Consider the following 22,878-nt stretch of genomic DNA (forward strand, 5'->3'; position numbering starts at 1 on the left):
TCGTCTATTGTTGGGTTGTGCAGGAGAAGCAACGAGTGGCCTCGTGAGAAAGATGCACCCCCAACTGAAAAAATAATTTCGATCCCTGTGCTGCATCTCACCCGAGAGTCGGCGCGTACCAAAAACAACGAAGAGTGGAGCTGAAATGTCTCAAGTTGACGCCAGTCAGGATGACCTGATGCGCCTTTTGATTGCGGTTTCCCACGAGGACCGGCGTGCGTTCCAACAGATGTACGAGCTGATTTCCGGTCGCATGTACGGCGTGTGTCTGAAGTTGGCCGGGCAGCGGGAACTGGCAGAGGAAGCGTTGCAGGAGACGTTTATCCAGATATGGCATCACGCTCGTGAGTATCACAGCGATCGCGGTACGCCCCTGGGCTGGATGATGACGATTGCCCGCTATCGAACGCTGGATTTGATGCGCGCCAGAAAGGTTCGCCAACACGCCGGCGAAGAACATTTGGAGCATGTGGAGGACCAGCGCGCGGGTCCGCTGGATGAATCGCTCCGGAGTGCCGGTGCCACCCAGTTGACCGGGTGTCTGGATGAATTGAGTGATGTGCAACGGGACAGCATTTTGTTGTCTTACTACAAGGGCCTGACCCACGACGAACTGTCGCAGGCGTTGAGTTCTCCGATCGGAACGGTCAAGAGCTGGATTCGACGCGGTTTGATCGCCCTCAAGAGGTGTCTCGAGAAATGAGAATGACAACGGAACGTATTGAGAGCCTGGCGGCAGAGTATGTGCTGGGCTCTCTGCATGGTCGGGCCCGCCGTCGGTTCGAGCGCTGGATGATGGAGTCGGGCCGTGTGCGCCAGGAAGTCTGGTACTGGGAACAAAAGCTGGGGCAATTGTCTGCAGAAGTGCCGGCCGTAGAACCGCCGAAATCAACCTGGCGCGCAATTGAGCGCCGGTTGTGGCCGCAAACAGCGGATTCTGTTGAACGCGCCGGTTCAGGGCTACGCTGGTTGTGGCCGAGTTGGAGTCTGGTGGCCACGGCCGCCGCGGTGGTGTTGGCGGTGTTGATCGTTCAGCAGCCCGTGTCCGCGCCGCAGCTATCTGGGGCGATTGTCCAGGCCGATGTCAGTGACCCGCTCTGGCTGGTCAGTGAGTCCGGACCGGACCGGTTGCTGAAATTGCGGTCGGTGGCGGCCAGTGCGGCCGACACCGGCAAGGATTACGAGCTCTGGATTGTGCCCGAGCAGGGCCAGCCGCTATCGCTCGGGGTAATCCCGGCGGGTGGCGTGCATCAGGTGACCCTGACTGACGAGGCCCGGACAGCACTGTCGCAAAGCCGAACCTTGGCCATCAGTCTGGAACCGGTGGGTGGGTCGCCGACGGGCGCTCCCACGGGTCCAATCCTGCACGTGACCAAACTGTATGAGCTCTGATGCCCCCTATCGGGCGGCCATCAGGGTCAGGCACAACTGGGCGTTCTGGATGAAGTGTCCGAACGCCGTCAGTTGCTGCTCGGAAGGCGTGTAATCGCCAGCGGCGTTGTCCGCATAGAACAGGCCTACCAGGCGGTTGCCGGCCCGGAGTGGGCCGATCAGAGCCGGCACTTGACCGAGCCAGCGGTCGTAGCTCACGGAACTGGCTTTTTCTCCAGGCCGGTAGATGAAACACCCGTTCTCGGGTAACAGGCCGCCCAGCACTCCCCGGCCATCCCGTGCAATGGTGAGTTGGTCGCGCCATCCCTCGGTGCCTCGGCCACTGAGTTTTCGCGGCACCAGAACCTGCCCTTCCCGATCGGCCATTAACAGGGCAACCCGTTGCATGCCGATGGCCCGGTGTATGCCCTCGATCACTAGCTCGCACACCTCATTGATGTTCGGCTGCTCGGCCAGGCTGTGGGTCAGGTCGCGAAGGATCTGCAACTGTAGTTCCGGATCCATTTCCGGCGCCTGAGCCTTGGCGTGATCATCGGTTTTTCGGTTGCCGGGCATCAGAGCGGTGACCTGGGGAATGCCCAGGGACACGGCCACCCGTGCGGCCTCCGAGGCGTTGACCTTGATCCGATCCCGCACAGTCGCCGGATTTTCGTCGATGTCCTTGCCCAACTGTTCCAGCACCTTGTCCATTTCGGCGCCACTCCAGCCCTGTTCTGACAATCGGGCCATCTCCACGGAATGACGAACCAGGCTGGTGCCTGGGGAATTGGCAGGTCCCGGCGAGACCACATCCCGGATGAACGGGCCCAGTGACCAGGCTTCGACCAGCCCGCGGGTGATCTCGGTAAAGGTCGAATGTAGCACTGCTTTCTGTGCCGGTACCGGGGCCTCGTTCAGACGAAGCCGCTGCTCCAGTTCGTTGGCCTGATCGGTTTCGCAGGACCAGAACGCCAGTTCACCGATGTTCATCAGTAGGGCGCCAATAAACACCTCTTCCAGCGCTGATTCATTGCGTTTGGGCATCAGGCACCGGGCCTGGACCGCCGCGTGAATGGCACGGGCCAGGCAGCGCAACAGGTGCGGACGGTCATTGCGCTGCAGCAGGGCGTCCACGATCAGCGATGAAATGGCCATGGATTTCACGGCGTCAAAGCCGATCAGGGTGATGGCGCGGCTGACGGTACTGACCTGGGTCCGGGTCTGGTTATAGAACACCGTGTTGGACAGCCGTAACACCTGGGAGGTGAGCTGGGCATCGTTGAGGATGACGGTGGCCAACTCATTGACCGTGCTGTTGCGGTTGTCGGTGAGTTCATTGATGCGTCGCAGCGTGTTGGCCAGAACCGGCAGTTCTACCTTGCTCAGATAGGTCACCCAGGCCTGAGTCGACGTCATCCTTGCAGGGGTGGTCTTGTTGTCGGTGGTCACAATGGTGGCCTCTGGGGGTGATTGTTGAAACTGGGAGTGCCTTTTTACGCAGTTTAATGCACCACGGGAGTGGGTGTCAGGTAACGGTTTGTGTAAGGGCAACTACCCACATGGGCGCCATGCCCCGGATTCGGGTTTGGCGCCCGGATGGGCTATAATCGCCGGTTTTAACGCTGCACCCACAAGGCGCTGACCGTGATTGTATTTGACCAGGTACAGAAGTCGTATCAGGTGGACGGCCGGGCGATCCCCGCGCTTCATCCCACGGATATGACCATTGAAACCGGCGAGGTATTTGGCATCGTCGGCCATTCCGGCGCGGGCAAGTCCACGCTGGTTCGTCTGATCAATCTTCTTGAGCCGCCCTCCGGCGGTCGGATTCTGATCGACGATGAGAACATCACCCACTACAGCGCGTCGGAATTGCGCGCGTTCCGGCGCAAGGTTGGAATGATTTTCCAGCACTTCAACCTGCTGTCGTCCAAAACCGTCGCCGACAACATCGCGTTTCCCATGAAACTGGCGGGCATCTACTCAAAAGCGGAAATCCGGGATCGGGTGCAGGAGCTGTTGGCTCGGGTCAGCCTGTCTGATCACGCCAACAAGTACCCGTCGCAACTGTCCGGTGGCCAGAAACAGCGGGTCGGTATTGCCCGTGCGCTCGCCTGTCGGCCGACCATCCTGCTGTGTGACGAAGCCACCAGCGCCCTGGACCCGCAAACCACCCAGTCGGTGCTGAGGCTGCTGGCGGACATCAACCGGGAGCTGGGTCTGACCATTGTCCTGATCACCCATGAAATGGACGTGGTGCGCCGGGTGTGTGACCGGGTCGCGGTGATGGATGCCGGCCGTGTGGTGGAAATGGGGCCGGTCAGCGAGGTTTTCCTGCATCCGCAGCATCCGACCACCCGGGATTTTGTGTTCGAAAGCGAGAGCATCGACAGCGAGGAAATGCAGGAAGATCTGCAGAAGGCCAAAGGCCGTATCATGCGTCTTACCTTCAAGGGCGATGCCACTTACAAGCCGTTGTTGGGCAGCGTGGCACGGGAGTCTGGTGTCGATTTCAGCATCCTGTCCGGGCGCATTGACCATATCAAGGACACGCCCTACGGGCAGCTCACCCTGTCGCTGGTCGGTGGTGATCTTGATGTTGCCATGAACGCGCTCAAAGCCGCCGACGTTCACGTGGAGGTGCTGCGCTGATGGAAGCCTTGATGGATGGACTGTTGAGTAACGTCGATTGGTCAGAAATCGGTCTGGCCAGCTGGGACACTCTCATTATGGTGGGCATGTCCCTGCTGTTCAGTGTGCTGATCGGTTTGCCAATCGGAGTGCTGCTGTTCCTGACCGGCAAGCGCCAGCTCTTGGAGCAGCCGGCGGCCTACGCGGTGTTGTCGTTTGTGGTGAACGTGCTACGGTCGGTGCCCTTCATCATCCTGCTGATCGTGATGATTCCGTTCACGGTGATGCTGATCGGTACTTCGCTGGGTGTGGCCGGCGCTATCCCGCCGCTGGTGGCTGGCGGAGCGCCGTTTTTTGCCCGGCTGGTGGAGACGTCCCTGCGGGAGGTTGATCGCGGTATTATCGAAGCGACTCAGGCCATGGGCGCAAGCGTTAAGCAGATCGTGTTCGGCGCTCTGTTGCCAGAGGCACTGCCGGGTATTATCGCGGGCATTACTGTCACTGCGATCACCCTGGTGTCCTACGCTGCCATGTCCGGCGTCATTGGTGGCGGTGGTCTGGGCGATCTTGCGATCCGCTTCGGCTACCAGCGTTTTCAGACCGATGTCATGGTTATTACCGTGGCGTTGTTGGTGGTTTTTGTTCAGGTGCTGCAAATGCTGGGCGACCGTCTGGTGCTGCATTTCAGCCGTAAATAATTTAAACAGGAGATCCTTTATGAACCTCAAGAAATCGTTGGCGGCACTGGCCGCAGTGGCAACTTTCTCTGTTGCGGCGTCTGCCGAAGAGCTGTCTGTGGCAGCAACACCGGTGCCGCACGCCGAAATCCTCGAATTCGTAAAGCCGGCGCTGGCCGAGCAGGGCGTGGAACTGGATGTGAAAGTATTCACTGACTACATTCAGCCCAACATTCAGGTCGACCAGAAGCGGATGGACGCCAACTTCTTCCAGCACCAGCCGTACCTGGATGAATTCAACGCTGGCCGTGGCACCAATCTGGTCACTGTGACAGGTGTTCACGTGGAACCGTTCGGCGCCTATTCCAGCAAGATTGATTCTCTGGAAGATCTGGAAGACGGCGCAGTCGTGGCCATTCCCAACGATCCCACCAACGGTGGTCGTGCCCTGCTGCTGCTCCAGAAAGCCGGCCTGATCACGCTGGAGGATGCCAGCAAGATCACCGCGACACCCCGTGACATTGCTGACAACCCGAAAGGCCTGGACTTCAAGGAACTGGAAGCGGCGACCCTGCCGCGTATCCTGAACCAGGTCGACGTTGCCCTGATCAACACCAACTACGCCCTGGAAGCCGGCCTGAATCCGACTGAAGATGCGCTGGTGATTGAAGGCTCTGATTCGCCCTACGTGAACATCCTGGTTGCCCGTCCGGACAACAAGGACAGCGAAGCGATGAAAAAGCTGGCCGCGGCCCTGAAGTCTGATGAGGTTAAGGCTTTCATCATGGACAGCTATGAAGGTGCCGTCGTTCCGGCATTCTGATGGCAGCCGCCCTTGCGGGCGGTAATTGCCCTGTAAAAGCCAGCGGACTTGGGCCGCTGGCTTTTTTTTGCCTGTACGCAACACCCTGTCAAATAAAGGTCATGCTAACGTAACCCAGTGAGTGAACACTGACTCGTCAGTCCATTTTTGTCAGTACATTCATTTCAAAAGGAGCTGGATATGAAGTTACGCACATTGGTAGGCATGGTGTTGTGTTCGGTGCCCTTGGCGTTTGCCCAGGCCTCGTCTCATTCCCAGGATACCCAAGGCTGGTCCGAGCCCGCGCAGCACAAAGGTGGTCACCACGGCAAAGCCCGGGCGTCTGTTGAGGTCGGGCCGCGGCCATTCTGGCTGGTGGATGACATGGATGAGGGTCCGCTGAAACAGCGCCTGCAGTCCTGCCGAACCAAGACTATGAAACGCACCGATTTTTCCATTGGACACCGGGGCGCCCCGCTGCAGTTCCCGGAACATACCCGTGAATCCTACATTGCGGCCGCCCGCATGGGCGCAGGTATTGTTGAGTGTGATGTGGCTTTTACCAAGGATCGGCAGCTGGTCTGCCGTCATGCCCAGAACGATCTTCACACCACCACCAACATCGTCACCGTGCCCGAACTGAATGCCAAGTGCACCCAGCCGTTTGTGCCGGCAGATCCGGCCAGCGGCCAGGAGGCGCAGGCGGAATGCCGGACCAGCGACATCACCTTGGCAGAGTTCAAGTCGCTGAACGGCAAGATGGATGCCTATGACCCTATGGCGACCACGCCGGAGGAGTATGTCGGCGGTACCGCGGACTGGCGTACGGATCTTTACTCCTCACGTGGCACCTTGATGAGTCACAAGGAGAGCATCGCGCTGTTCAAGACCCTCGGGGTGAAGTTCACGCCGGAACTGAAAACGCCGGTGGTGGACATGCCATTTGAGGGTGATTACAGCCAGCAGGATTATGCTCGCCAGCTGATCGCCGAGTATCGCGAAGCGGGCGTACGCCCGGGCGACGTCTGGCCGCAATCGTTCAACCTGGATGACGTTCTGTTCTGGGTGAACGAAACGCCGCGCTATGGCCGTCAGGCGGTGTTCCTCGATCAGGCTGCGCACACGGAGGACAACAGTTCCCTGGCCTACATGGAGGGCCTGAAGAAACAGGGCGTGAACATATTGGCGCCGGCTATCTGGAAGATGCTGGTGCTGAACGGCCATCAGGAAATTGTGCCGTCTGAGTACGCCGAGAATGCTCGTATGGCTGGCCTGGACATGATTGCCTGGTCGCTGGAACGCAGTGGCCCACTGGCCCAGGGCGGTGGCTGGTATTACCAAAGCGTGTCGGACGCTATCAATAACGACGGCGACATGTTCACGGTGCTCGACGTGCTGGCGCGGGATGTCGGGGTGATTGGCGTCTTTTCGGATTGGCCAGCGACAACCACCTTCTACGCCAACTGCATGGGGCTTGCGGGTAACGGTCATCGTCACTGAATGAACGGAAAATGACGATATTGTAGTCCGGTTTTAACCCCCATAAAGCAGGAATCCAGTTAGGGTGAGTTTACGCAATCACGATGTAGGTGTGTGATTGCCAAGGAGAAAGGACGACATCTGAACTCACTAGGAGGACTGCCTTATGAATTCCACAACCCGTTTTGCCTGTGCCACGGTTTTGACAGCAAGTGCATTTGCCGCGCCTGCTGCCTGGGCACAGTCTGGTGTTGATCGGGAGCAGACCGGACCATACATCAGTGGTAGTTATGGCGGCTACAAGGCCCACGGTGGTGAATTCGAGGATGAAAATGACATGCTCGGTGCCGCTCTGGGCTACCAGTTCAACCCGTTCTTTGCCCTGGAAGCGGAATACATCGATTTTGGCAATTTTGGCGAAGATGATGTTGAAGGCAAGCTCAAGGGCGCGGGACTCAGTGCCGTTGGCCGCTTCCCGCTGACTGACAGCTTCGGCGTATACGGCAAGGTGGGTGCCTTCGCATCAGCGTTCGATGTGGAGGCATTTGACGAAGACGAAACCTACGATGAGGTGAGTCCGTTTGTGGGTGCCGGTGTTGATTTCCGGGTCACTCGCCAACTGACTGCGTTTGCCGAGTACAACCATTACAACGTGGACATCGACGAGGATGATTTCAACGGTCAGGTCACCAACGATGGCCCCGAGTTTGATACTGGTCGGGTAGGTCTGAAGTACCAGTTCTAAGCGACAAGGCAGGTACACGGACTATCAGGGCACGGCCAGCGGCCGTGCCCTGTATTTCAGCTTTACTGCTTGTTTTCCAAATCGCTAAACCGGTCGGCAAACAGCGCCGACGACAGATAGCGTTCCGCCGAATCCGGCAACACCACCACGATATTCTTGCCTTTGTGCTCCGGTTGTTTGCTGACACGTACTGCTGCAACCACCGCCGCACCGCACGAAATACCACAGAGTATGCCTTCTTCCTGCATCAGGCGATGCGCCATCTCCATGGCCTCTTCGTTAGACACGGTTTCAACCTGATCCACCATTTCCATGTCGAGGTTCTTGGGCACAAAGCCGGCACCTATGCCCTGGATCTTGTGGGGCGCGGGCTTGGGCTCTTCGCCGTTGAGGGTCTGGGTGATGACTGGCGAATCAGTCGGCTCCACCGCCACGGTGGTGATTTTCTTGCCCCGGGTTTCCTTGATGTACCGTGAGACGCCGGTGAGGGTGCCGCCGGTGCCGACGCCGGAGACGAAGATGTCGATCTCGCCATCAGTGTCCTGCCAGATTTCCGGGCCGGTGGTGTCCTCGTGGATACGGGGGTTGGCCGGATTCTGGAACTGCTGGGGCAGGAAGTGATTGTCCGGATCGGAGGCGAAGATTTCTTCAGCCTTGGCGATTGCGCCGGGCATGCCCTTGGCCGGTTCGGTCAGAACCAGTTCGGCGCCGAGGGCCTTGAGCACCTTGCGTCGCTCCAGGCTCATGGACGACGGCATGGTGAGCACCAGCCGGTAACCACGGGCGGCCGCGACAAAGGCCAGCGCGATGCCGGTATTGCCGCTGGTGGGTTCAACAATGGTCATACCCGGTTTCAGGGTGCCGCGTTTCTCGGCGTCCCAGATCATGGCGGAACCAATGCGGCATTTTACGGAATAGGCTGGGTTGCGGCCTTCAATCTTAGCCCAGATGGTGGCCCCGTCGCTCACCCGATTCAGCTGAACCAGGGGGGTGTTTCCGATGGAAAGGGAATTGTCCTCGTAGATGCGTGCCATGATGTCCTCCTTGTGATTTTTCCTGCAGTTTAGCACCCATCAATCCCTGATGGCGCGCACTTCCAGCCGGTTGCGGCCATTCTGCTTGGCGGCATAAAGCGCCTGGTCGGCCAGCCGCAGAAAGTGCGCCGGTGAGTCGTCCGGTTCGGGCACACCAGTGGCCAATCCGATGCTCACCGTAAGCTTAATGTCTCGGCCATCCCAAACCGTTGGGCCATCGGCGACGGCATTGCGGAACTTGTCCAGGCGTTCAACTATCTCTTTCGCGGTCTGGAAGGTGGTAAAGATAACAAATTCCTCGCCACCAAAGCGTGCCAGGCGGTCGGTCTCCCGCCTGAAATGGTGGCGCATTTTTTCGGCCAGAGCCTTCAGGCAATGGTCCCCGGCTTCGTGGCCATAGCTGTCGTTGATGCCCTTGAACAGGTCGGCATCGACCATGGCAACGGCAAATCCATTGCGATTGCGCTGGCACCACTGGAAGCTCTTGCGAAATTCCCGGTCGAAGTAGCTTCGGTTGCCCAGTTGGGTCAAATCATCGGTCACGCTCAGGCGGGCAAGCGCGGCATTGGCGATCTCCAACTGGCGGTTAACCCGGTTGAGCTTGCGATTCCAATAGAACAGCAGTGACGCGCCGAACAGGGCAATACCCAGTATTTGCCAGACCACCCGGTAATCCACCGACTGCTCAATCTTGATGTTGCGCCAGTAACTCTCGAAATTTTGTCGTTCCTCGGGCGTCAGGCTGTCGACCAGCTTCTGCATGATTTCGAGCAGAATGGGCTCATCACTGCGGGTGGCGACCGACAATGACCAGTCCATGGGGATCCGGCCAATCACCTTGATATCGGCCAATCCCAACTCTTGCATATGGTACATAGCGGTTGCCAGGGTGGTGATGTAGCCATCCAGGTCATTGTTCTGCAATCGTTTCAGGCCTTCGGTTTCATCCTCCACCTCGACCGATTGCAGCTCGGGATAGCGGTATTCCAGGAGTTCGGAAAAGGCGTAGCCGCGGACCAGGCCTACTCGCTGGTTGCGGAGGTCTCCGATGCTCTCAATGAACGGCGCCTCGATGCGCCCCAAGATAATGTTGGGGACGTGCAGATACGGTGTGGTGAAGTTGGTGTACTGGCCACGCTCGGGCGTGTGCATGGCCAGCGTGAGCAGATCGCAGTGCCGCTCCTTGGCCGCAGCCAGGCTGGCCCGCCAGGACTTGGTCTGAACCAGCTTGAACTGTATGTCAGCGCGTTCGCTGAACAGGCGAAGGGCCTCCGCCGATAGACCGGTGTGAGTGCCCGAGGAGTCCAGTCCCTCCAGGGGCATCCAGTCGTTGTCGATGCAGTAGGTGAGGGTTCGGTTACGCTGGTCCAGCCATTGTTGCTGCTCAACCGAAAACCTGGGCTTGTTATCGGAAACGATGCCAATGGACACGGCACCTCGTACTTCAGATGTTTCAGCGGCTATCGACGTTGGTGAGGTACAGGCCAGCATGACAGCAACAAAGGTACGTTCCAGGCAGGCGAGCGCTAGACTCTTGTGGGGGGCGAACCTGTCGTTCATTGGGTTGCCGGCTGTCAGACATTATTATTTGATTCAGTCTAGTCGGTGCAGTCGGCATTGCCCAACGGAACCCGTCCTCAGGAAGGGACATCGCGGCCGGTGTAGTCGTTGAAATCGGGCCGTTTGGGCTGGTGGTGGTCGTCGGTCATGTAGGCAGAGGTGAGAATAAATTCCGCGGTTGCCCGGTTGCAGGCCACTGGAATATTCCACAGTGCGGCGATTCTCAGCAGGGCCTTGATGTCCGGATCGTGTGGCTGGGGTTCCAGGGGATCCCAGAAGAACACCAGCAGATCGATTTCGCCTTCAGCAATCTTGGCTCCGATCTGTTGATCGCCACCAAGAGGACCACTGAGCAGGCAACGGATATCGTCCCGCTTTAGATGTTCGCCCAGCAGGCGGCCCGTTGTGCCGGTTGCGTACAGCGTTAGTGCGGTAAAGCGGGTGCGGTTTTCGGCAACCCAGTCCACCAGTTCCTTCTTCTTGTTGTCGTGCGCCACCAGGGCGACGGATTTTACGGCCATTTGAGGTAAAGTCTCCGTGTTACAGAATCCATCCAGGGCTTCAGTGTTTCACAAGCCGACGGTGGACGGAATAGGACAGAAGGGGTATGCCAGTGACCAGTACAGTTGCCAGTACAGTGGATTGGACCACCACGCCCGCCGCCGTCTGGCGCCGGCATCGGTCCGGTTTGCGCGCAATCCGCCGCCTCGATCCGGTTCAGTGGCAGGCGTTGACAGGTATCGATCGCCAACAACAGGCGTTGGCCCGGAATACCGAACGATTCCTGGCTGGCCAGCCTTCCAACAACGCCCTGCTCTGGGGCTCACGGGGCACGGGAAAATCCTCGCTGATCAAAGCTCTGCTGAATCGCTACAGTGATCGCGGTTTGCGGATGATCGAAGTGGACAAGGACGATCTGGTGAACCTGCCGGAAATCGTCGACGACATTTGCGATCTGAGTTTCCGGTTTGTGATCTTCTGCGACGACCTGTCTTTCGATGTCGGCGAATCCAGCTATAAGGCGTTAAAGAGCGTGCTGGAAGGCTCGCTGGAATTGCCGCCGGAGAATGTCAGGGTTTATGCCACCTCCAATCGCCGACACCTGATGCCCGAGTTCATGTCCGACAACCTCAAGAGCACCATGCAGGATGGTGAATTGCACCCGGCCGAAGCCATCGAAGAGCAGGTTTCGCTGGCGGATCGCTTTGGTCTTCAGTTGTCGTTCTACCCGTTCTCCCAGGACGTCTATCTACAGGCCGTCGATGCCCTGTTCCCGGAGGTTCCGGACCGGGAGGCGTTGCACCGGCACGCCATTCGGTTTGCGACCGGCAAGGGCGTTCGCAATGGCCGCACGGCCAATCAGTTTTATCGCCAGTTCGCAGGGCATTCGTTCACGCGGGACTAGCCTCAGCCGTTCGGAGACAGGGTAAGGCGGAACCGGACGCCATCCACGCCGCCTTCAGTGGCGTTGTCGGCGTCTATTTTTGCTCCGTGGAATTCAGCAATCAGACGGACGATCAGCAGGCCCTGGCCGAGGTGGCCTTCCTCGCGCCCGTCGCGCAGGGAGACAAACGGGTCAAAGATATCGGTGCCGGCATTATCCGGCAGTGCCGATCCTTCATTGAATACGGTCAGGCACAGGCCGTCCGGCTGCGATGCCAGGGCCACCTGAATCAGGCCACCCTCGGGGGTAAAGTCCCGGGCGTTATCCACCAGCTTGTCCAGCAGTTGCACGATCAGTTCCGGTGAGCCGGTCATGGCCAGCCCGTGTTCCGGGCCGACGTACTGAATCCGGTGGTTTGGGTCCACGCCCTGATAGGCGGCGGTGGCCTGGGACGCGACCTCGGCCAGATCAAACGGCTCCTTGTCGGCGTGATCAAAACTCTGCTCCAGCCGGGCGGCCTCACTCATGCCGTTCAAAATCTGACGTAAGCGATCAGTGGCATCAGAGGCCCGGCGCAGGTACTGCGACCGTTCAGCTTCGGATTCACTATGGCTGAGGTTTTCAAGCGATGAACGCACCACCGCGACCGGGGTCTTCAGCTCGTGGGACAGGCGCCGGGAAAAGCTCTCCAGATAGCGATTGTAGCCATGCAGGCGATCCACCATCTGGCTGAAGTGGCGTTGAAGTTGGCCGAGTTCGTCGTTGGCTTTGGCCGATGGCAAGTTGCCGATAATCCGGCCGTCGTCGTCAACACTGGCGCTGACCGCCCGCTGCAATCGGGTGATGCGCCAGGACAACCAGCTGGCATAGCCCAGCAGCACCAGGGTCAGGCCAACGATAATCAGGGTGCTGCGGGCAATGACCGATCCCAGGGCCGAGCCGGACAGGGTCAGCAGCTGGTCCAGGGACTGCTCGAGGATCAGGGTGCGGCCGCCAAACACCGGCTCACTGGTGAGCAGCCAGGTGCTGCCATCGCTGTGTCGGACCAGGCCTTCCGACGGTTGCGCTTCCGGGGTTAGTTGGTGGCCGGCGCCGGGCGCCTGGGCCGGCTCCGGCTGATAGAACCGGATCAGCGCACGCAGGGCATTCAGGCTGATTTGCTCGGTGACTTCGAGCGGACTGAGCTGGTCAAATTCCGGCCGGATTTGTTCTGCGCCTACCTGCTGTTGCGCCCGAACCCAGCCCGCCGGCTCAAGCACCCGCACCCGCTGGCCGGGATTCAGGCGTGGTTCCAGTTGCCGTTCCAGTGCCTGGTTCGGGCGCACCAGCATCGGCAGCGGTTCCGTGGCAGTGCTTACTCCGACTTGCTCACCCTGCTCGGTCCAGCGGGCACCAAAGCCAAGCCGGCTGCCTGGCGGCGGTGCTGGCATCTGGAGTTCCAGTTGCCAGCCTGAACGCGTGGATTGCCAGCTCCCGGTTACCCGATAGTCGGGGCGCTGGCTGGCTTCTCCGGGATCTCCATCCCCTCCGTTCACGGCGTAGAACGTGCCGGGTGCGGTGGTGCGGATCCGCCAGGATTGTTGCTTGGCCGCGACATCGACGCTATCCGATGGTGGCTTCAGCCAGAGCAAAAGGCGGTCGTGGGCCGCGTCGGGATTGCCCGGGTCGTACAGCACCGGTTGCCGGTTGCTGATGCGAATCAGCAGGTACAGGTGGCGGCCATCCGAGGCGGCTTGCCAGGTCAGGGCGGGCTGACTGGTTTTCCCGTCGTCGCTGGCTGGCGCTGAGATTGGACCTTCTTCATTCGCAGCGCCTTCCTCGTAGCCGGGCCAGTCGTCCGGGTAGCCGTCCAGATTCAGGGAGCGGTTCAGGGTGTCGACGTAAATGGCGGGCTCATCGGAGGTCACCGGTGATTGGCCAATCAGCGCGTCGCCGGCGGTTTCGGCCAGCCGTTTGGCCTGCATCCGAAGCTGCTCACCGGCCTGCTGGCGCAGGGCGTCGTCCAGTTCCAGCACAAATTGCAGGCCGGCCCACGGAATGAACAGCATGAGCAGGCTGGCAACGAGGAGTTGACGCTTCAGGGTCAAGGCTCAGACCTCATGGGCGTTCCAGCGATAGCCCATGCCGTAGGCGGTCTGGATGCCATTGAACCGGTCATCCACCTGGGTGAACTTGCGGCGAATCCGCTTGATGTGGGAGGTCACGGTGTTGTCGTCCAGCACCGTGCTGGCTGCTTCCATCAACTGATCGCGACTGCGGACATGGCCGGGATGCCGCACCAGTGAGTGCAGCATCCAGAACTCGGTCACGGTCAGGTCCAGGGGCCGATCGTCCCAAGCCACGGTCATGCGATCGAGGTTCAGGGTCAGGCGCCCACGTTCCAGCACTTCATCGGGCTTCTGCAGGGCTTCTGCCCAGGCTTCGGCTCGCCGTAATAGTGCGGTCACCCGGGCCAGAAGATGCTCCATGCTCATGTCTTTGGTGACGTAATCGTCCGCGCCCAGGCGGAGGCCGTGCACCGAATCGATGTCACTGTCCCGGGCGGTCAGGAAAATAATGGGCAGGGTCTTGGAGTGCGCGCGAAGGTCCTGGCACAGGGCGAAGCCCCCTTCCGGTTCCTCGCCCAGGCCGACATCAATAATGGCGATATCCGGCAGTTCCTGGCGCAGTACCTGCCAGGCCGATGGCCGGTCTCCGAAGGCCGACACCTGGTAACCACGGCGCTCGAACGCGACCCGGTAATTGTCGCGAATGGCAGGCTCGTCTTCGATCAGAACAATGTGTTTCTTCATGGTCACGACAGTCTGGTTACGGTCTGATTAATAGGGGAACTGTTATTTAAACATCTGCAGGCATCGGCACAAGGCTGTCATCGGTGGTTGCCACAATTGATCATTATTTGCAGCCGGAATGCCCGGTTTCGCCATCTCTGAAACCTGCGGGAGTGCTGAACTAGCGGGACCTCGACCAATCATGCAGCGAAAAGGATCCCGACATGATGCTCTCTACCGGATTGCTCAAATTAACACCCACGCAAGCCGACAGCCAGCGCCGCCGGGCCCGGCGCTTTGCCGAAGGTGTGAGCCTATGGCTGGCGGTCCTGCTGATGCTGTTTGTCCACCCGCTGTATGCCGAGGCGGATCAGCGCCAATCGGACAGCGTCGGTGTGCTGCACTTTGTGGACGCGGCCGGCCGCTGGCAGGAGCCGGCGATCGTTCTGGACAGTGAGTTCGATATTGAAGTCAGTGGCCTGCTGGCGGAAACCACGTTGTCCCGGCGCTTTCGCAATACCAGCGATGCCTGGCGCGAGGGCGTGTTTGTGTTTCCGTTACCGGAGAAAGCCAGTGTCTATGGGCTGACCATGACCGTGGGTGAGCGCACCATTGTCGGCGAGGCGCAGCCCAAAGCCGAGGCCCGCAAGACCTATGAGAAGGCCCGCTCGGCCGGACAGAGTGCCGCCAATGTCGAACAGCACCGCCCCAACCTGTTTACCGCGCGGGTGGCCAACATCCCCCCGGGCGAGACCATTAGTGTCGAGCTTCAATACCAGCAACCGGTGGACTACCGGTCCGGCGAGTTTGAACTGCGGGTGCCCACCACCCTGATGCCACGGTATATGCCCGGCCAGCCGGCGGCAGGACAGCCCCGGGAGTGGCACGGTGGCTGGGCCCTGCCATCGACCCAGGTGCCGGATGCCGATGCTATCAGCCCGTTTACGGTCCAGGCGAATGACGTCGGCGCAACCAGCCATCGGGCTGATATCCGGATGACCATTGATGCCGGGCTGCCGCTGGCCCGGGTTATCAGCCCGTCCCATCCACTGCAGACGCGCCTCGATGGTCAGACGGTTCAGGTGCAGTCTGAGCAGGTGCTGATGGACCGGGATTTCGTGATGCGCTGGCAGCCATTGGCCGGGCGGGAGCCAACGGCGGCGGTGTTCCATCAGCGCTGGCAGGACGACGATTACCTGCTAACCATGATTGTGCCTGGGGTGAACGAGGCCCAGGTGCTGCCCCGGGATCTGGTCTTCGTCATCGACACCTCCGGCTCCATGGCCGGGGAATCCATTCGCCAGGCCCGGTCGGCACTGCAGCAGGGGCTCGCGACCCTGACCCCGGACGACCGCTTTAACGTCATCCGCTTCAACAACCAGACCCATGCCCTGTTCATGCAACCGGAAGCGGCCACGGGCAACAACCTGGCGCGGGCCCGACGCTACGTGGCCAATTTGCAGGCCGATGGCGGCACCGAGATGGCCCCGGCGCTGGAGCGAGCCCTGACCATCCCGGCCAGCGCTAGCGAAAAGGCCGGCGAGCGGGTGCGCCAGGTGGTGTTTATTACCGACGGTGCGGTTGGCAATGAAGCCGCCCTGTTTGCCCAGATTCGCCAGCAGCTTGGCAGCCAGCGTCTGTTTACCGTCGGCATTGGCTCGGCGCCCAACCTGCACTTCATGCGTGAAGCGGCACGTTGGGGCCGCGGCCTGTATACCGCCATTCAGGATCCGGCTGATGTCAGTGGGCCCTTACAGCGCCTGTTCGCCGCTATGGAAGCGCCGGTGTTGACCAATGTCCGGGTGCAGTGGCCGGGGCAAAGCGGCAAGGTTGAAAGTTTCCCAGCCCGCACGGGTGACCTGTTCCGGGGTGAGCCGCTGGTGCAGGTGGTTCGCGGTACGGCACCGTCAGGCGTGCTGAAGGTATCTGGCCAGTTGCCGGGTGGTCGGCGCTGGAAGCAGTCGCTGGATTTGCAGCAGGCAGCGCCGGGACATGGTTTGAATCGCCTGTGGGCCCGGCAGAAAATCGATCACCTGCTGGATAGCGCGCGTTTAGTGGGCGGCGAGCCGAACAAGGCCCGGGTGACCGAGCTGGCCGTGGAACACACCCTGATGTCGCCCTATACCAGCTTTGTCGCGGTGGATGAATCACCGGCCCGGCCCAGCGGGGCAACCGCTGATACCGAGCACCTGCCCACTCTGTTACCCGCAGGCAGTCAGGCCGGCATGTTGCGTTATCCCCAGACCGCGACCCTGGCCCCGCTGTTCACCGCCCTGGGCGTGATCGGACTGATGTTTGCCTTGGCCATCGGCTTGTTGCAGCGGAGGGCCACCGTATGAGCCGTCTGTTGTTGTTGCTGCTGACCTGCTCGACCACTTTGCTGGTGTTCGGGCTGTGGATTCCGCTTAAGGCAGTGGTTGCCCAGGAATTGCTGGAGCTGGCCTGGGCCGAGAGTCAGGCTCGGCAGGCCGAAACCCGGCCCTGGCCCTGGGCCGACACCTGGCCGGTGGCCCGGTTAACCGTGCCGGAGCTGGGCGACTCGATGATCGTGCTGGCGGGCGGTCACGGCGAAAGCCTGGCGTTCGGGCCTGGCCAGGTGCTGGGCGCCGACGGTAGTCAGGGCCCGGTGATCATCGCCGGTCACCGCGATACCCATTTTGATCAGCTACAGTATCTAAAGACCGGCAGCGAACTGCGGTTGCAGGACCGGGCGGGTGGCTGGCGCCATTACCGGGTTCAGGCCACGCGGATTGTCGATAGCCGATCGGAGCGGATTGATACCCGGGCGTTGGCCGACGATGCCTTGATCCTGGTGACCTGCTATCCGTTCGATGGCATGGATACCCGCGGCCCCCTGCGGTATGTGGTGGAGGCCCGTGCCGAGATGCCACTAAACCGTAACCAACTGGAACCGATGGATACTGTTGCCGGAATTTGAGGTTAGCGTACACTTGTGCGCCAAAGTTTGGCGATAGAGTTGGATGTCATGGGAGCGTTAAGAAAACTACTGGCCTGGGTCAGCGTACCGGTTATCTGCCTGTTCGCACTGGTGCTTTACCTGGCCCGGCCGTTTAACCCGGACAACAACCGGTTGTTGGGCACTGCGGTGGCCCGGGTGGGCCGTGCCTTCCTGGGCATGAAGCGCCCGCTCGAAGGTCGGGAAAATCTGCCCACCGACCGCCCGACGGTGGTGATTGCCAATCACCAGCATAATGACGACCTGTTCGTGATGGGCGACCTGCTGCCACCGCGCACCGTCACGGTTGGTAAATCGGCGCTGATGTGGGTTCCGTTTTTTGGCCAGGTGTTCTGGCTCGGTGGCAACGTGATCCTCAATCGCGCCCGCTCCCACAAGGCCATTGCGGTGATGCAGGCCACCAGCGAAGCCATTGCCCGCGACCGCAAGAGTCTGTGGGTGTTTCCGGAAGGCACCCGCAGCCAGGGCCGCGGCCTGCAGAAATTCAAGAAAGGCGCCTTTCACGCCGCCGTTGGTTCCGGCGCGCCCATCACCCTGGTGTGTGCCCGTCAGTACCAGGACAAGACCCTGGGTTGGGGCGGCCAGCGTGAACCGGTGCCAATCCGTATCCTGCCGCCGATCGAGACGGCCGGGATGACCACCGCAGACATCCCCGAGCTGATGGCCCGGTGCCATAAACTGATGGCCGAGACTATCGCCGAGCTGTAGCCGATCTGTAATTGTCCCCCGCTGACCTGTGGAAGTTCTTGAAGCGCTTGGGTAAACAGGGCAGGCTTTGCGGGTCTGAATAATTGTCGAATGACCTACAGGGAGAGGCAAACCATGAATCTGATTCTGTTTCTGATAATCGGCGGTGTTGCTGGCTGGCTGGCCGGGCTGATCATGAAAGGCCGGGGTTTTGGTGTGTTGGCCAATGTCGGTATTGGTATCGTGGGCTCGGTTATCGGTGGGTTTGTGTTCCGTCTGCTCGGCCTCGCGGCTCAGGGCGCAGTTGGCGAGCTGGTAACGGCAACGGTGGGGGCGGTTCTGCTGCTGGCCATTGTTAGCCAGATCAAGAAGGGCTGAACATGATCGTACCCGTAACTGGAGTGTTTGCCGCAGTCATTGGCATTCTTTTGCTGGTGTTGTCGGTTCAGGTGGTGAAGTTCCGCCTCAAGTTCAAGAAGGGCATTGGCGTGACCGAAGACCGCGATTTTCAGGCGGCGGTTCGGGCCCATGGGAACCTGGTGGAATACGCGCCCATCGCTCTGATCATGTTGGGTATTGCCGAGCTGAACGGTGTTGCCACCGGCCTGGTTTACTGGACCGGCATGGTATTGGTGGTTGGCCGTATCCTGCATGCCTGGGGCATGTTGAATGGCCGGGGCGGCACCCACTGGGCGCGTTTCCTGGGCATTATCATGACCTGGTTGGCCATTCTGTTCACGGCCGTGCTGCTGTTGTGGAATGTCTGGAAGGTATACGGCTGAATTGCACAGTACGGCATCAAAAACGGGGGCTTGCGAGCCCCCCTTTTTTTGCGCCGATGTTAACCCTGTAACGCCTGGGCCATGTCCTGAGTCAGGTATTCCAGCTCCACCCGGCGATTGGCCGCGTGGTCTTCCAGGGTTGCCAGTGGCCGGGTCGAGCCCCAGCCGGTTAGTAAAATCTGGTTCTCGGCTACCCCTTCGTGCATCAGTAGCCGGGCGACGGCGTTGGCCCGAAGCCGAGACAGGAACTGGTTATAATCTTCAGCGCCGAAATTGTCGGAGTGACCGTGAATGCGCACCCGGACACCCGGGTATTGCCGCAGATAGGTGGCATGCTGCTGCAAAATGGCGACGTCGGTATCGTCCAGCGCGTGCTTGTTGAAGCCGTAATGAAACTTCATCCGGTGCGGACGCCTGGCATCGGTGGCAAGGGCGGCGGCTGTAAAACCGGACGCGATGGCGGCCTTGGCGATCAGTTCTGGGTTATCCAAAACGAGTACGGTCATTGGCAATTTCCTTGATTCCGGTATCCGGTTGTTCTTGTTAGTCCGGCTCACTATTCGTTGGCGTGGGACTAACGGCAATTGGCGAAAGGTCGATGAGCGTTTGCACTGCAACCGTGATACCCCGATTAAATGGCATTTCTGTGACCCTTGAATGACAGGGCATCAGTGAACCCATGGTCTCGGTCATCGTTGCTGTTGTGCATTCGTGACGCCTTACCGCTTAAAAGACATTACAACGCGAAAAGAAGGCCTTACTGTGGTAAAAAACAGGTTTTCAGGGACAGATTGTGATGAATTGTGACCGCCCATGCTGATAATCCCCGCCGAGAACACCGTTAACTGGAAGCGTCCGCCCTGGATCACCCTTGGCCTGATGCTAACGTGCCTGCTGGTCTTCCTGTTCTACCAGGGCGGCGACAGCCGGAAAATCGAGCAGGCAGTGGGCCAGTACCTGGATTCCGACCTGCCATCGCTTGAGGCTCCAGCCTACGAGGATTACCTCCAGCGCCAGATCCGGTTCGAGGGTGCCGAGGACCGGGTGCATGAGCTGCAGCAGTTCCAGACGCTGCGTGAGGGCGACGAGCCCTTCTGGCTGGCGGTGAGTCTGCTGATGGACCGGGAGTTCTACCGCTACCTGCAGAACAACCAACAGGTGATCTGGGCGCCGGCCGACAGGGCTCGCTGGGCCGAGCAGCGGATTCCCATTGAAGAGAACTTCATCCAGAAACTCAGTTCCTTTCAGCTGGGCCTGGTGCCTGCTGAACTTACCCTCTATAACCTGATTACCTACCAGTTCCTGCACGGCGGCTGGGGCCATATCATCGGCAACCTGGTGTTTCTGTTCCTGCTTGGCTTCACCGTGGAAAAGGCCCTTGGGGCCGGTCGCTTCCTGGTGGCTTACCTGATCTGTGGGGCATTGTCCGGTCTGGTGTTCACCGCATTTTCGTCCGGTAGCTACCTGCCTTTGGTAGGCGCGTCCGGCTCCATCTCCGGCTTGATGGGAATGTACGTGGCCATCTATGGCCTGCAGAAAATCCGGTTCTTCTATTTTCTCGGGGTGTATTTCAACTATTTCCGGGCCCCGGCCCTGGCCATGCTGCCGGTCTGGCTGGGCAAGGAGATCTACGATTACTGGTTTGCCGGTGCTACTGGCATTGCCTACATGGCGCACGCGGGTGGTCTGGTCGCCGGCGCGGGCCTGGTGTGGATGCTTGGTCGCAGCTGGCTGCAGGTGCGGGAGGAATTTTTCGAGCCCGAGGAAGACGAGCAGGATGCCCGTTTCACCAGTGGCTACGCCCAGGCTATGGCCAGCCTGGGTCGCATGGAGTTCGAGTTGGCCCGCCATCAGTTCGTGGCCTTGCGCGAGCACTACCCGGACCGGCCCATTCTGCTTGAGCACCTGTATCAGCTGGCCAAGTTACGCCCGGATTTGCCGGAGTACCGGGACCGAACCCGGGAGTTGATGAACGACGCCCTGGCCCGGCGGCAGCCGGAGCAGGTGATCGATATCTGGAAGGAATTCCTGGGCAAGGGCGAGAGTCACCAGCCCCTGAATGCCGAAGACCACAACCGGGTGCTGTTCACCAGCCTGAAACAGCACGATATGAAGGCCGCCGAAAAAGCCTTCGAGCGGCTGCGCGGCACCGGTGATCAGCTGCTTACGTCAGAGGCCTGCCGGTTGCTGGTGGAGGAGTTCGAGAAATTGCAGATGGAGCCGAAGGCTCGACACTACCGGCAGTTGTTGAACGCGAATTGAATGATTGCTGGGTAGTTGGGCGGGCTGCTTCCGAAACCGGGCGGAGCCATGGATGGCGGAGTCGAGCGTACATGGATGTATTCACAGCGTGTTTCGGAAGCAGCCCGCCCGGCTAACCTACTCCTGAATTGCGAAGCTCGCCTTCGGCCCCTTAAGCGGCTCGCGCCTCTCGGCCTGCTCCAGGTAGGTGCCAATCTGCTTGTGCAGCGGATCGTTCTCGCAGCGTTTTTGGATAAAGGTCAGGAACGCCGTCGCTTTCTCCCACTGATTCAGACCATTCGCCAGAGACTGTGCTACCAGCAGGTAAGCGTGGGCGAGCTGATCGCTGTCCGGGAAGCGTTTGTGGAAGTCCTGTAGCAAGCGCAGCGCGGGTTTGAACTGGCCGCGATGGTATAGCGCTCGGGCGCAGCGCACCGACAGTTCCGGGTCGTCGAGTCGGAACTGGGGTTCGGCGGTTTGCAGGGTGTCCAGCAATGCCGCCATGCTATCGCCGTCGTTGCGATCGGCCAGCCAGGCCAGTAATCGGGGGTGATAGCGGTACAGCTCCGAGACGTCGTTGCGGGCGGTCAGCAGGCGATGCAGCTGGCCGAGGCGCTGGCTGTTGTCCCGGTCACGCTTGAGGGCTTCTTTCAGCATGGACTGAACCCGGTCGTAATTTCCGTCTTTCAGATTCATGTCGATGTCCGCGTCGAAGCGGGCGCTGCGGTCACGGTGCTGGCTGTCCTGCTGCTCGGCGTCGTCCTGCAGGTCCGAGGCAAAGCCCAGCTCCTCCTGATACTGGAACAGCAGGTAACCCAGCATGTGGAACAGGATCAGGGTGAAGGTACTGTTCAGGAAGCCGGCCAGCGGCTGAGACACCCAGAACGGGAAATGATTAACGGCAAAATCCTGGGCGGCCCCAGAGGCCAGGGTTAGCAGGATCAGGTAGCCGTATAGCAGGAAGTAGGGGCTGCCGATCCGGGAAATCAGCATGGCCAGGTTCATCGGATTAACGGCGGCGCCCACCGAGCGCTCCATGGCCAGCACCATGATGCTGGCCGGTAGTGCCAGCACCACGAACGCCAGCGCAAGCATCATCAGTAGCGGGCCGCCGAGCATGCCGGCAGAGGCTACCAGGCCGCCCATCAGCACGAACACCAGAAACTGAAGTAATACAATGCTGAAGCCACTGCCGCTGAACGCCACGGAAACAGGCGGCGGTTTGAGGTGGCCCTCGGCGGTGTGGTTAATCACCGCATAGGTGTACTTGAACAGGGCCAGGGCCAGCAACACCCAGATCACGATGCCTATGAGATTGGCCGGGGCGACAATCGGAACCAGGGTGCAGATGGCAATCACCATCAGCGGATCGCTGTGGAACGGGTACCGAAAAAATGCGCCGATGCGGTTCCAGAAGGGCACCACTTCGGTGGCGGCGCCCAGGTAGCGCATGGCCTTGCTGCACTGGGGGCAGAGTGCCCGGCGCTGGCGGGTGTCGGCATCGGGCATGCAACGGGTGCAGTAATGCATCTGGCACTCAGAGCAGTGCCACTTGGCCGGGTCGCCGGGGTGGTAATGGCAGTCGTGTTTCACAGCGGGTGTTGTTCCTGGTCCGTCAGAAAAAGCGTCGGTTAATCATGACAGAACTGATCGGCAATCGCAGCAATCCCGTGACACGGTAGACTGATGGCTGTTCGCCATCGTATCGCTCTTGGCAGGCACTCAAACCGGAGGATT

At 60.1% G+C, this 22,878-nt stretch carries 22 protein-coding genes; 14 read left to right on the forward strand and 8 right to left on the reverse strand.

Annotated features, from left to right (window positions below):
- Nucleotides 1-145: 145 nt before the first annotated feature.
- The gene (locus FCS96_RS08295; RefSeq protein WP_138439890.1) at nucleotides 146-703 is read left to right on the forward strand and encodes a sigma-70 family RNA polymerase sigma factor; all 558 of its coding nucleotides are present in this window, start codon (nucleotides 146-148) and stop codon (nucleotides 701-703) included.
- Nucleotides 700-1,392: an anti-sigma factor gene (locus tag FCS96_RS08300; RefSeq protein WP_138439891.1), complete on the forward strand. Its 693-nt coding sequence runs from the start codon at nucleotides 700-702 to the stop codon at nucleotides 1,390-1,392. Before FCS96_RS08295 ends, FCS96_RS08300 begins: the two co-directional genes overlap by 4 nt.
- Before the next feature lie 6 nt (nucleotides 1,393-1,398).
- Here FCS96_RS08300 and FCS96_RS08305 read toward each other — a convergent pair whose 3' ends face one another.
- Nucleotides 1,399-2,820, reverse strand: coding sequence for an HDOD domain-containing protein (locus tag FCS96_RS08305; RefSeq protein ID WP_138439892.1), 1,422 nt, complete (start codon nucleotides 2,818-2,820; stop codon nucleotides 1,399-1,401).
- Nucleotides 2,821-3,015: 195 nt separating this feature from the next.
- Between FCS96_RS08305 and FCS96_RS08310 the strand changes: the two genes are divergently transcribed.
- From FCS96_RS08310 to FCS96_RS08330, 5 genes are all read left to right on the forward strand, one after another.
- Nucleotides 3,016-4,023: a methionine ABC transporter ATP-binding protein gene (locus FCS96_RS08310; RefSeq protein ID WP_138439893.1), complete on the forward strand. Its 1,008-nt coding sequence runs from the start codon at nucleotides 3,016-3,018 to the stop codon at nucleotides 4,021-4,023.
- Entirely contained in the window at nucleotides 4,023-4,700 is a 678-nt protein-coding gene (locus tag FCS96_RS08315) for a methionine ABC transporter permease (RefSeq protein ID WP_138439894.1), read from the forward strand. The genes FCS96_RS08310 and FCS96_RS08315 overlap by 1 nt, the downstream gene beginning before the upstream one ends.
- A 19-nt stretch (nucleotides 4,701-4,719) precedes the next feature.
- The gene (locus tag FCS96_RS08320) at nucleotides 4,720-5,502 is read left to right on the forward strand and encodes a MetQ/NlpA family ABC transporter substrate-binding protein (RefSeq protein WP_138439895.1); all 783 of its coding nucleotides are present in this window, start codon (nucleotides 4,720-4,722) and stop codon (nucleotides 5,500-5,502) included.
- A 180-nt stretch (nucleotides 5,503-5,682) separates the two neighbouring features.
- The gene (locus tag FCS96_RS08325; protein ID WP_138439896.1) at nucleotides 5,683-6,981 is read left to right on the forward strand and encodes a glycerophosphodiester phosphodiesterase family protein; all 1,299 of its coding nucleotides are present in this window, start codon (nucleotides 5,683-5,685) and stop codon (nucleotides 6,979-6,981) included.
- Nucleotides 6,982-7,126: 145 nt separating this feature from the next.
- On the forward strand, nucleotides 7,127-7,705 hold the full coding sequence (locus FCS96_RS08330; protein WP_138439897.1) for a porin family protein: 579 nt from the start codon (nucleotides 7,127-7,129) through the stop codon (nucleotides 7,703-7,705).
- A 62-nt stretch (nucleotides 7,706-7,767) separates the two neighbouring features.
- Here the strand turns inward: FCS96_RS08330 and cysK are convergent, their stop codons facing one another.
- The 3 genes from cysK to FCS96_RS08345 all read right to left on the reverse strand — a co-directional run bounded on the left by cysK (nucleotide 7,768) and on the right by FCS96_RS08345 (nucleotide 10,820).
- Nucleotides 7,768-8,739, reverse strand: coding sequence for a cysteine synthase A (gene cysK, locus FCS96_RS08335; protein WP_138439898.1), 972 nt, complete (start codon nucleotides 8,737-8,739; stop codon nucleotides 7,768-7,770).
- Nucleotides 8,740-8,778: 39 nt separating this feature from the next.
- A complete protein-coding gene (locus FCS96_RS08340; RefSeq protein ID WP_138439899.1) occupies nucleotides 8,779-10,299 on the reverse strand; it encodes a diguanylate cyclase in 1,521 nt (506 codons plus the stop codon).
- Between the two features lie 77 nt (nucleotides 10,300-10,376).
- The gene (locus FCS96_RS08345; RefSeq protein WP_138439900.1) at nucleotides 10,377-10,820 is read right to left on the reverse strand and encodes a methylglyoxal synthase; all 444 of its coding nucleotides are present in this window, start codon (nucleotides 10,818-10,820) and stop codon (nucleotides 10,377-10,379) included.
- Between the two features lie 86 nt (nucleotides 10,821-10,906).
- Between FCS96_RS08345 and FCS96_RS08350 the strand changes: the two genes are divergently transcribed.
- Nucleotides 10,907-11,704: an ATP-binding protein gene (locus FCS96_RS08350; RefSeq protein ID WP_138439901.1), complete on the forward strand. Its 798-nt coding sequence runs from the start codon at nucleotides 10,907-10,909 to the stop codon at nucleotides 11,702-11,704.
- A gap of 2 nt (nucleotides 11,705-11,706) precedes the next feature.
- Here FCS96_RS08350 and FCS96_RS08355 read toward each other — a convergent pair whose 3' ends face one another.
- A complete protein-coding gene (locus FCS96_RS08355) occupies nucleotides 11,707-13,770 on the reverse strand; it encodes an ATP-binding protein (RefSeq protein ID WP_138439902.1) in 2,064 nt (687 codons plus the stop codon).
- Nucleotides 13,771-13,773: 3 nt separating this feature from the next.
- Nucleotides 13,774-14,475, reverse strand: coding sequence for a proteobacterial dedicated sortase system response regulator (gene pdsR, locus FCS96_RS08360; protein ID WP_138439903.1), 702 nt, complete (start codon nucleotides 14,473-14,475; stop codon nucleotides 13,774-13,776).
- 203 nt (nucleotides 14,476-14,678) lie between these two features.
- Here pdsR and FCS96_RS08365 point away from each other — a divergent pair, with 203 nt between their 5' ends.
- The 5 genes from FCS96_RS08365 (at nucleotide 14,679) to FCS96_RS08385 (ending at nucleotide 18,900) form a co-directional block, all read left to right on the forward strand.
- Nucleotides 14,679-16,793: a marine proteobacterial sortase target protein gene (locus FCS96_RS08365; protein WP_138439904.1), complete on the forward strand. Its 2,115-nt coding sequence runs from the start codon at nucleotides 14,679-14,681 to the stop codon at nucleotides 16,791-16,793.
- Nucleotides 16,790-17,392 (forward strand): class GN sortase, encoded by a 603-nt coding sequence (locus tag FCS96_RS08370; RefSeq protein ID WP_138439905.1) that lies wholly within the window; start codon nucleotides 16,790-16,792, stop codon nucleotides 17,390-17,392. The genes FCS96_RS08365 and FCS96_RS08370 overlap by 4 nt, the downstream gene beginning before the upstream one ends.
- A 48-nt stretch (nucleotides 17,393-17,440) precedes the next feature.
- Entirely contained in the window at nucleotides 17,441-18,139 is a 699-nt protein-coding gene (locus FCS96_RS08375) for a lysophospholipid acyltransferase family protein (protein WP_138439906.1), read from the forward strand.
- A gap of 114 nt (nucleotides 18,140-18,253) precedes the next feature.
- Nucleotides 18,254-18,496, forward strand: a complete 243-nt coding sequence (locus tag FCS96_RS08380; RefSeq protein WP_041339979.1) for a GlsB/YeaQ/YmgE family stress response membrane protein — start codon at nucleotides 18,254-18,256, stop codon at nucleotides 18,494-18,496.
- Between the two features lie 2 nt (nucleotides 18,497-18,498).
- The gene (locus FCS96_RS08385; protein ID WP_138439907.1) at nucleotides 18,499-18,900 is read left to right on the forward strand and encodes an MAPEG family protein; all 402 of its coding nucleotides are present in this window, start codon (nucleotides 18,499-18,501) and stop codon (nucleotides 18,898-18,900) included.
- Between the two features lie 59 nt (nucleotides 18,901-18,959).
- Here FCS96_RS08385 and FCS96_RS08390 read toward each other — a convergent pair whose 3' ends face one another.
- The gene (locus FCS96_RS08390; protein WP_138439908.1) at nucleotides 18,960-19,406 is read right to left on the reverse strand and encodes an OmpA family protein; all 447 of its coding nucleotides are present in this window, start codon (nucleotides 19,404-19,406) and stop codon (nucleotides 18,960-18,962) included.
- A 307-nt stretch (nucleotides 19,407-19,713) separates the two neighbouring features.
- On the opposite strand from FCS96_RS08390, the gene FCS96_RS08395 reads away from it, so the two are divergent.
- Nucleotides 19,714-21,162 (forward strand): rhomboid family intramembrane serine protease, encoded by a 1,449-nt coding sequence (locus tag FCS96_RS08395; RefSeq protein WP_138439909.1) that lies wholly within the window; start codon nucleotides 19,714-19,716, stop codon nucleotides 21,160-21,162.
- A 117-nt stretch (nucleotides 21,163-21,279) separates the two neighbouring features.
- On the opposite strand, the gene FCS96_RS08400 is transcribed toward FCS96_RS08395, so the two are convergent.
- Complete coding sequence (locus FCS96_RS08400) at nucleotides 21,280-22,734, reverse strand: hypothetical protein (protein ID WP_138439910.1); 1,455 nt, start codon at nucleotides 22,732-22,734, stop codon at nucleotides 21,280-21,282.
- Nucleotides 22,735-22,878: the final 144 nt, after the last annotated feature.

Source organism: Marinobacter alexandrii (assembly GCF_005871205.1).
Taxonomy (GTDB): domain Bacteria; phylum Pseudomonadota; class Gammaproteobacteria; order Pseudomonadales; family Oleiphilaceae; genus Marinobacter; species Marinobacter alexandrii.

Bases quoted from the DNA above. Each gene is read 5' to 3' on its own strand.
- FCS96_RS08395 (WP_138439909.1), top strand. From the start codon at position 19,714: ATGCTGATAATCCCCGCCGAGAACACCGTTAACTGGAAGCGTCCGCCC.
- FCS96_RS08300 (WP_138439891.1), top strand. From the start codon at position 700: ATGAGAATGACAACGGAACGTATTGAGAGCCTGGCGGCAGAGTATGTG.
- FCS96_RS08350 (WP_138439901.1), top strand. From the start codon at position 10,907: ATGCCAGTGACCAGTACAGTTGCCAGTACAGTGGATTGGACCACCACG.
- FCS96_RS08390 (WP_138439908.1), bottom strand. From the start codon at position 19,406: ATGACCGTACTCGTTTTGGATAACCCAGAACTGATCGCCAAGGCCGCC.
- FCS96_RS08325 (WP_138439896.1), top strand. From the start codon at position 5,683: ATGAAGTTACGCACATTGGTAGGCATGGTGTTGTGTTCGGTGCCCTTG.
- FCS96_RS08345 (WP_138439900.1), bottom strand. From the start codon at position 10,820: ATGGCCGTAAAATCCGTCGCCCTGGTGGCGCACGACAACAAGAAGAAG.
- FCS96_RS08330 (WP_138439897.1), top strand. From the start codon at position 7,127: ATGAATTCCACAACCCGTTTTGCCTGTGCCACGGTTTTGACAGCAAGT.
- FCS96_RS08370 (WP_138439905.1), top strand. From the start codon at position 16,790: ATGAGCCGTCTGTTGTTGTTGCTGCTGACCTGCTCGACCACTTTGCTG.
- cysK (WP_138439898.1), bottom strand. From the start codon at position 8,739: ATGGCACGCATCTACGAGGACAATTCCCTTTCCATCGGAAACACCCCC.
- FCS96_RS08320 (WP_138439895.1), top strand. From the start codon at position 4,720: ATGAACCTCAAGAAATCGTTGGCGGCACTGGCCGCAGTGGCAACTTTC.
- FCS96_RS08340 (WP_138439899.1), bottom strand. From the start codon at position 10,299: ATGAACGACAGGTTCGCCCCCCACAAGAGTCTAGCGCTCGCCTGCCTG.
- FCS96_RS08385 (WP_138439907.1), top strand. From the start codon at position 18,499: ATGATCGTACCCGTAACTGGAGTGTTTGCCGCAGTCATTGGCATTCTT.
- pdsR (WP_138439903.1), bottom strand. From the start codon at position 14,475: ATGAAGAAACACATTGTTCTGATCGAAGACGAGCCTGCCATTCGCGAC.
- FCS96_RS08315 (WP_138439894.1), top strand. From the start codon at position 4,023: ATGGAAGCCTTGATGGATGGACTGTTGAGTAACGTCGATTGGTCAGAA.
- FCS96_RS08375 (WP_138439906.1), top strand. From the start codon at position 17,441: ATGGGAGCGTTAAGAAAACTACTGGCCTGGGTCAGCGTACCGGTTATC.
- FCS96_RS08295 (WP_138439890.1), top strand. From the start codon at position 146: ATGTCTCAAGTTGACGCCAGTCAGGATGACCTGATGCGCCTTTTGATT.
- FCS96_RS08380 (WP_041339979.1), top strand. From the start codon at position 18,254: ATGAATCTGATTCTGTTTCTGATAATCGGCGGTGTTGCTGGCTGGCTG.
- FCS96_RS08365 (WP_138439904.1), top strand. From the start codon at position 14,679: ATGATGCTCTCTACCGGATTGCTCAAATTAACACCCACGCAAGCCGAC.